This window comes from Facklamia lactis (assembly GCF_015863205.1).
Taxonomy (GTDB): domain Bacteria; phylum Bacillota; class Bacilli; order Lactobacillales; family Aerococcaceae; genus Facklamia; species Facklamia lactis.
In genome coordinates this window covers 614,562-623,380 of record NZ_JACBXQ010000001.1, presented here as the reverse complement: position 1 = coordinate 623,380, position 8,819 = coordinate 614,562, and the positions used below count along the sequence as shown (strand labels likewise).

The 8,819-nt window shown below is 36.4% G+C and carries 7 protein-coding genes and 1 riboswitch; all 7 genes read left to right on the top strand.

Translation table 11 applies throughout. The features are described 5' to 3' along the window. Positions 1-1,982 (top strand): CLIPPER-2 domain-containing protein (locus HZY91_RS02885; RefSeq protein WP_197114517.1); only part of this gene is annotated, 1,982 nt, incomplete at its 5' end. Between the two features lie 242 nt (positions 1,983-2,224). Continuing rightward, entirely contained in the window at positions 2,225-2,611 is a 387-nt protein-coding gene (locus tag HZY91_RS02880) for a GntR family transcriptional regulator (RefSeq protein WP_197114515.1), read from the top strand. Position 2,612: 1 nt separating this feature from the next. After that, on the top strand, positions 2,613-3,434 hold the full coding sequence (locus tag HZY91_RS02875) for an ABC transporter ATP-binding protein (protein ID WP_235991586.1): 822 nt from the start codon (positions 2,613-2,615) through the stop codon (positions 3,432-3,434). Continuing rightward, positions 3,434-4,087, top strand: coding sequence for an ABC-2 transporter permease (locus HZY91_RS02870; protein ID WP_197114510.1), 654 nt, complete (start codon positions 3,434-3,436; stop codon positions 4,085-4,087). Before HZY91_RS02875 ends, HZY91_RS02870 begins: the two co-directional genes overlap by 1 nt. 232 nt (positions 4,088-4,319) lie before the next feature. Then, the gene (locus tag HZY91_RS02865) at positions 4,320-4,877 is read left to right on the top strand and encodes a hypothetical protein (protein WP_197114508.1); all 558 of its coding nucleotides are present in this window, start codon (positions 4,320-4,322) and stop codon (positions 4,875-4,877) included. A 1,413-nt stretch (positions 4,878-6,290) separates the two neighbouring features. Further along, positions 6,291-6,421: riboswitch (adenosylcobalamin (AdoCbl) riboswitch) on the top strand. 66 nt (positions 6,422-6,487) lie between these two features. Next, positions 6,488-7,885 (top strand): cobyrinic acid a,c-diamide synthase CobB, encoded by a 1,398-nt coding sequence (locus HZY91_RS02860; RefSeq protein ID WP_197114505.1) that lies wholly within the window; start codon positions 6,488-6,490, stop codon positions 7,883-7,885. 272 nt (positions 7,886-8,157) lie between these two features. Continuing rightward, on the top strand, positions 8,158-8,814 hold the full coding sequence (locus tag HZY91_RS02855) for a cobalt-precorrin-8 methylmutase (RefSeq protein WP_197114503.1): 657 nt from the start codon (positions 8,158-8,160) through the stop codon (positions 8,812-8,814). The last annotated feature ends 5 nt before the right edge of the window (positions 8,815-8,819 follow it).

Genomic DNA, 8,819 nt, shown 5'->3' with positions numbered 1-8,819 from the left:
CATTGGATCCGCCAACGGATGACGATGACGATGAAGTGCCAGGTACACCAACTCCAGCCATTGAGCTCGTGAAGGAATCCGATGAAGATGCCTTTGTCAAAGAAGGCGACGTGATTCATTATGTCTTTACGGTTACCAATACAGGTAACGTTGCCTTAAGCGATGTGAAAGTAACTGACCCAATGTTGAATGACTTAGGAATTGAGATTGTCTTAGATAAGACAGACTTAGCTCCAGGAGAATCTACAACGGGTCGTGCCGAATACACTGTCACTGCAGCGGATGTGGCAGCTGGTAAGATTTACAATACAGCGACGACAACTGGAACACCGCCAGATGATGGAGATGAGTCAACGCCACCATTGGATCCGCCAACGGATGACGATGACGATGAAGTGCCAGGCACACCAACAGAAACAACTGAGGAATCAACCGAGGAATCGACTGAGGAATCAACTGAAGAAACGACTGAAACGTCAGAAGAGTCTACCGAGACCACAGAAACAACAGAAACAACGGAAGTGGTAGATCCTCCAGCACCAAAAGGGGATGTGACTTTAAACAAAGTAGATTCAGAAACAAAAACAGCGTTATCTGATGCTAAATTCAGCTTAATTCAAGAATCGGCGATTCTTTCAATTTACTTGGAAGATAAGACAAAAGATCAAAGTGCTTCAAATCTGGATGTTACTCTGACAGGTGGTGGACAAGGCCAAACTGTTGCGATTCAAAGTAATATCGTAAATAAAGTTGAAGTCACCCAGGCTGGCGATTACCAACTAGATCTTCCAGAAATAGAGGGGTATCAGTTATTGTATCGACTTGCTGATGATCAAAACGGCTTTATTGTGAGTATCGAAAGTGTGGCGGAGGAGACAACAACTACTCAAGAAGAAACGACTGTTTCTTCAGTTGACAATTCCGAATTAGAGGCACAAATTCAAGCGAAGCAAACTGAGATACAAGAGTTAGAAACAGAGCTTTCGACTTTGACAATTCCAGATGTTCAATACTCAGAGCCAGTCGAAGAAACGATTCTTCATGAGATTTTACCTGAATCGACGAATGAATTAGGTGAAGTAATTCCTGCTGAAACATCAATCGAAACGATTACAACAGAGCCGACGGTTGTTAATCAGGAAGAAATTGATGCTGTAACAGCTGAAAGACAAGCTTTAGAAGAACGAATAGCACAAGCGAAGGCAGAACTCAATACTCTGGAAGAGCAAAAGAACTCTGTTTCTGAAGAGGTATTGACCACGCTTGAGATGACTGCGGAAGAGGGTGAACAACTTCTCGGAGAAAGTAATGAGGTTAGTCCTGTGCTTACTATTAGCTTTGTTTCTGAAGAGCATATCACAGATCAGAGCGGACAAATCGTCCTTACTGGCCTTGATCTTGGGAAGTATTATTTCCAAGAAATTGAAGCTCCAAAGGGATATGAATTCGATACGGAACAAACATATCCATTTGAAATCATTGAAGGAGCATCTCAAACAGTAGTGGTGGAAGTGGAAAATACGCCTTTAGAGCCAGTCACATCAACTGAAGAGACGACAGAAACTTCTGAAGAAACAACCGAAGAAGAAACCGAAGAAGAAACGACTGTGACAACCGAAACTTCTGAAGAGACAACAGAAGAGGAAACGACTGAGACGACTGAAACTTCTGGAGAAACAACCGAAGAGGAAACGACTGAGACGACTGAAACTTCTGAAGAGACAACGACAACCATAACTAATCCAGGTAATCCTGGCACTCCGGGAAGCCCGGGACAACCAGGAAAACCAAGCAACCCAGGAAGTCCTTCTTCACCAGGTGGAAGTCCTTCTAAACCAGTAGGTGGTAGCCCAAGCAAACCGACTGGTAAAGGTAACTTGCCGACCACCGGGGAGAAAAAATCGGTTTATATCACCTTATTAGCCGGGACTTTAATATTAGCGGGAACAGTTCTTGTTGGAGAACGTCGAATGAATAAGTAAACTTTGATAAAGTGCTTTAACAGTCTTTGAATAGCGATCTATCCAAGATACAAGTCTTGGGTGGATCGTTATTTTGTATTTTATTAAATAAAAAGAACATTAAGTTTAGAATGTTATTTCTTATTAGTAGTAATACTTTGCTTTCGTAGAACAAGGTTGTAGAAGATTTCGTTTAATTTATTTTATAAACATTGACAACTGTTATGTGGTGTTATGTACTGTTATACATAAAGGAGATGCCTATGAAAATAATCTTAATGAATGGCTCGAGTATCCCGTTATATGAGCAAATAAAAAATGCTATAAAAGAAAATATTATGACTGGTATTTTACATGAAGATGAACAATTGCCATCGGTCAGAGAACTTTCCAAGGATCTTAAAGTCAGCATTTTAACTGTCAAAAAAGCTTATGATGGATTGGAAAAAGAAGGCTTTATCGTCAGCAGGCAGGGACTAGGAACCTTTGTTTCCAGTCATAATTCAAGTCTGCATCGTGAGGAAAAGTTAAAAAAAATAGAAGCTCACCTTTTAGAAGCGGTGCTTATCTCCAAGGCCATCGAACTTTCTGAAGAAGAATTTAAAGAATTAGTGGATTATTTATATAGAGGGGAAGATCAACGTGAATAAAATGGAAGTGGCTCATTTAAATAAATCATATGAAACATTTAAACTTGATGAGGTGTCATTTGAAATTCCACAAGGCTACGTGACAGGATTCATTGGTAGAAATGGGATGGGAAAAACGACGACCATTAAGGCCATGTTAGGTTTAATAAAGTATGAAGGAACAATCAGCATTGATGGAAAGAGTGCCTATGATTTGCAAGACATTGGCATTATTATGGATGATTCCTTTTTGGCTAAAGATTGGACAATGGAACATGTGAATGAAGCGATGAAGATTGGTTATAATCATTGGGATGAGGCCTTGTTCTTTTCCTATTTAGATCGGTTTAAGATTAATAGACACTTAAAAGTAAAAGCCTTATCGCGAGGGATGAAAATTAAAGTGATGTTGGCAATTGCCCTGGCGCATGAAGCGAATCTCCTGATTTTTGATGAACCTACCAGCGGTCTCGATCCTAGTATGCGAGAGGAATTTAAGGAAATCATTCTTGACTATATGGAAGATGACCAGAATACGGTTCTTTTCTCTTCACATATCACTCAAGATCTTGAAGATATTGCCGACTACATCTTATTTATTGATAACGGAAAAACAGTGCTATCTCTTCCTAAAGAGGAGTTTATGGATTATTTCATGATCTTAAAAACGGACAAAGCACAAATAGAGACCATTGATTCCTCTCTTATTTTAGGAAGAAAAGAAAACAAATACAGTGAGGAACTATTGGTAAAGAAAGCCGATTTCAATACTATTCCAGAGGGATTTATTGAAGACCAGGTGACGCTAGATCAGATCATGATTTTATATGGGAGGGAACAATAATGACGATACAGAAAGTGATGAAGTTAGATATTCTATCAATCAAGCCCTATCTAACCATAAAAAATTTAGTTCTTTTAGTAGGCTTGAGTATTCTTTATTCCGTGCTCTCACAAAATATACTTTTTGTCGCGAGTATGACTCAAATCTTTTCGATTATGTTTGCTTCTTATCCTTTTCTAGTTGGGGAAGAATCGGGAATCGATCCTCTCTATAAGATGTTTGGCATTAAAGCAGATGAAGTCGTAAAGGGAAGATATGGGGTGGGTATTCTGTTTGTATTAACAATGCTCTTAGTAGGTGCCTTACTCTTGTTTTTCATTTCAATCTTTTATCCGCAAGAACACTTATTGGAAAGTTTACTTGTCATCATTCCCTCCACCTTTATTCTTTCTACCTTGGTTATCTTTATCCAGTATCCTTTATATTTTAAGTATGGGTATACAAAAGGGAAACAATTAGCCATGATTCCTTTCTTATTAATTGCGATTATCATGCTGGTTTCAAATCTCTATCAGAAAGAAATGGTATCCTTTGTTGGGTATCTAGCAGATAAGAAAATACTTTTGATGGTCATAGTAGTGGCATTCTGGTTGATTAGTTTAGGAATATCATTTAAACTTTCCAAAAAGTATTATACTCAAAGAGAATTTTAAGAGGTTAGTAGAGAGTGTGTTGGATCTTTACTTTCAAGCGCTTAGCAGGTAATGTTAAGCGTTTTTTACTTTGAAAAAGGTTCTGCGAATTTGCTTCTTGGTCTGGAAACGAAAGATTGATGAGAATCTAATGATAGGTTTAATTTAAAATTAAAATATGCTAAAATTTAATTATAAAAATTTGTTTCAAATTAGAAGGTTATTTCATTCAAAAAGAGAAAGGGTTGTTAAAATGAAAAAAATTGCTTCTTTACTTCGCAGGTTAATGGTGGTGATGTTCTTGTTTGTTCTTGGAATGGGGCCAAGTGTGAGGGCAAATGATTCTGAGATTTATCAAGCGAGTGATGAGAAGAGTCCGATTAGCCAAATTGTGTTCCAGAATGATCAAATATATCTCACGATCAATGGGGAATCTGATCAAGCCCATGAAACAATTTTATTCCTCTCTAAATTTATAGAGACGACGGTTGGAATGCCAAACCCTGAAACCGAAAATGTCGGTCAAGTATCTAAGGATTTAGGGCTTGACTACGGTACAGTCAGCGCAGACATTGAGCTAGAAGAGGACTCAAGTGTTTATGCGGTCATCTCTCAACTCCAAGAAGCGACCCCCGGAATTTATACAGAAGTCGATGGCATGGGACAGTTGGTGTTTATGATTTCCCAAGCTGAAAAAACTGAAAAAGAGGACTCATTGGATATTAAACTTTTTGAAGAAACCTTATTAAGTCTGGGACGGAAAGATGAAAAGACCTTGACTTATGAGGGATATGACTTCAATTTAAAATAAGGATTTGTTAACTTTTTACCCCCTAACGTTACTTGTTAGGGGGTTTTTCATTGATAGAAGTTACCTTACTTGATCTCAGGAAGAATAAAATCAAACTGGGATAAAAAATTTGTTTATAATCTTGGATTAATTCCAGTTCAAGTGAGGTCATATATTTTTAGTTTACAAGGAAACCTGTTATCCACAGAAGAAAAGCATAGAATCTTAAGTTCAAGCGTATTATTAAATCGTTTAAGAATTCCAAAAGGATTACAGCTAGCCATCAAAGAATCACGCGATTGGTTCATTGATTAAATAAATTTTTCTTTTTCTCTAATAATATGAATGAACAATTATTTTTAGTAATCCTTTGAAATAGGGTAAATCTTTTGGATAGCCGTCATTTTTATAACGATATCGCTAAGAGTTCTGCTTTGATTGATACTTTTTGTAATAAAAAATGAAAGATAGGACCTATTCTATAACAAAATAGGCCTACCTTTCATTAGGTACTAAGTATATGTAAATTTCATTTGCTTAACTATTACGTTTAAGAGATCAGTTTTAACAAATACAATATTCCAAAAATTACAATCATAATAAAGGATAAAATATGATGGTGATATTTATTGTTTTTATAAATTTTTTTATATTGTATTGATAAGTAGACTACTATACCCCATGTAATTAACTGAAGAATCAAACAGAATATTGCTATCATTAAAAGTATTTGAAATAATAAACTGGGCGCAGAAATATTCATAATCCATATTGATAAAAAGCATACAATAAATATACTTGTTAAAAGAAATATGACATAACTTAATTTTTTTATTAATCTATCCATTTTATTTTTATCCATTTTACCTATCCTTTTAAAATCTCCAATCTATTGTTTCTTCTTGTACATAAAAATTGGGGGAGAAGTATTACATTTAATTATTTTCACTTATCAATATTATAATTAAATTAACTTCTAATGTAAACGGTTCATTTTTATAGCTATTACTCTTATTATATGGATTGATATTCAAATGATAAATTTTAAATTTTTATTGTTTTAATCCTAACCATTTTTGTTGGAAATATTCTGGCGCAATAATGGTATTTATTTGAGAGTATTAATTTTTCTTTGATTTTTATGAATAAGAGAAGAAACTTTTTTTGGATTAAAAGATCCGTATACATTTCTTCGATCTTCTCGAACTCATCCAAGAATGGCTTTAGTATTTGTTAGGTAAATTGTTGGATAAACTTTTTATTAAAGATAAGAGTTGTCAATAGAAACCATACTCGATTAACCAATCAAAAAGAAAATTTTTACCACGATAGAAGGCAAGGGTTTGAATTAAAAGAATCTAGCGATTGGTTCATTGATTAAATAAAATTTAATCAAATTAAAATTTTCTTTTTCTATAAAAAAACGTTAAAATGAACTTAATAGAAAAATAGGGAAGTGGAGTGAAATTCTCCCGCGGTCTCGCCACTGTGATACAAGGAAACTTGTTAAGCCAGAGCACTTATTAATTGTCTTTATCTCTACGATGTATAGAGAAAGATTCTGTCTCCGGTTGGAGCATAGATTCTCTCTATGCTTCATCCGGATTTTTATTTCTCTAAAAGGGGGATTTATGAAACAAATAATGATCGCTGGGGTTTCCAGTGGAGTAGGGAAGACCATTCTAACGCTCGGAATAATGAAAGCGCTTAAAAACAGAGGGTTATCCGTACAACCATATAAAGTAGGACCAGATTATATCGATACAGGCTTTCACCGGAGAGTCTGTCAGCAACCGTCTATTAACTTGGATGAATTCTTAATCACTGATGATGATGTATTGCGTTCCTTATATTTGAGAGCTTTACAGGGAAAGGATATTAGTGTCATTGAAGGGGTCATGGGCTTGTATGATGGGTTTGGCGTGGATAAACGTTACGGTTCAAGTGCGGGAATGGCCTATAAGCTCAATGTGCCAGTCGTCTTGGTAATCGATGGAAAGGCGACTTCGACGAGTGCAGCGGCTGTGGTCAAAGGCTTTCTAGCATTGGATCCAGCTATTAACATTGCAGGCGTCATTGTGAATCGTGTGGCTTCAGAAAGTCATTATCAATTAATAAAAGAAAGTATTGAAAAATATAATGCGATTAAAGTTTTAGGTTATCTAAAGAAAAACGTTAACCTTGAGCTTCCTTCTAGGCATCTTGGTTTAGTGCCAGAATCTGAATTATTCGATCTAGATGAACGATTAGATAGATTAGCGATTGAAATTGAACAAACGATTGATTTAGATAGTTTATTAGATCTTTCAGAAAGTATGACGATGGATGAAGCTTCTATTGATGACTATGTTCATCATCACTTAGCTCCTTTTGAAAAGAGCGACAGAGGTCAGAATTTGACCTTAGCTTATGCTTTAGATTCAGCTTTTTCGTTTTATTATCCTGATAACTTAAGTTTATTTGAAAGAAATGGTATAAAGTTGATCTCTTTCAGTCCACTGTTTGATTCAAAATTACCCAAAGCGGATGCCTATTATTTTGGTGGAGGTTTTCCTGAGCTTTTTGCCGATCAGCTATCCATTAACAAGACCATGAGGCAAGAGATTTGCTTAGCCTTCGAGCAAGATATTCCTATTTTTGCAGAATGTGGGGGACTGATGTACTTAGGAGAATATTATGAGAATCAAGAAGGTGATGAATTCTCAATGGTGGGAGTCATTCCCGGCAAAAGTTATATGACTTCTCGATTGAAGCGTTTTGGTTATTGTAGCTTTACACCCCAGACAAATATTGTGATTGGGAAGAAGGATTGGCTAATCAGGGGACATGAATTTCATCATTCTGAATTTGAAAGTAGTCAAGCCTATGCGGGTTATTCAGTAAAAGAAAGAGAAGGACAAGTCATTCAGCAATGGCCATCAGGCTTTGCCTCACAATCAATGTTCGCGAGTTACTTACATGTTCATTTCTATCAAGATCCACAATTAATTGATTGCTTCATTAAGAATATGAAAGAGAAAAAAAGCTAATGAACGTTCTGCACTTTTACTTGATGGATACCTATTTTTCAGTGAAATGTTTGAACAGGGAAGTATTTGAAAGTTCTGGGATTAGCAGATGTTGTGGGTGCTTTAGGCATTCAATTAGGAGGAGGCATTATGTGATAAAGATCATCCCCACGATTGGAGGCTTTAGTAAAGAAGTAAGTCAAGTAGTAGTTCGACGTGCAGGACGTATCTTATAGGTTGCTTTTGCACTTGGATTGACATGAGGGCAGTGATTGACATTTTAGGAGGATTGTATGGATCAATATATTAAAGTTCCACACCAGATAACGGATAAAAGTTTTGAGATTATTAGTGATGAAATTAAGGAGTTGGACCCAACTTTTCAATTTCAAACGCCTCTGCAAGAAGACATTATTAAAAGAGCCATTCATACGTCAGCTGATTTTGATTATTTAAAGAATTTAGTGTTTACCGGGAAGGCAGAAATACTAATACAAGAGGTGATCAAACAAGGGGGGCATATTATAACCGATACCAATATGGCTTTAGCCGGTATCAACAAAAAAATATTGGATCAATATGGTTGTCACTATCATTGTTTTGTGAATGATGAGCGTGCATTTAAGATTTCGAAAGAGAAGGGGATCACACGCTCCATGGCTGCCATTCAGCTAGCAAGTCAATTGGAAGGTCCAAAAGTGTATGTGATTGGCAATGCGCCGACAGCGATTTATCAAATCCTGGAAAGTGTTGAAGCAGGAAAATTTGAAATCGAAGCGGTTATTGGGGTGCCAGTGGGCTTTGTGGGTGCTGCAGAATCTAAAAAAGCCTTACATGAATCTGAAATTCCAAGTATCGCTGCTCTAGGACGTAAAGGTGGAAGTAATGTAGCTGCAGCTATTGTCAATGCGATTCAATACAATATTAAAGGAATCATACACCAGCATTAGGGAGG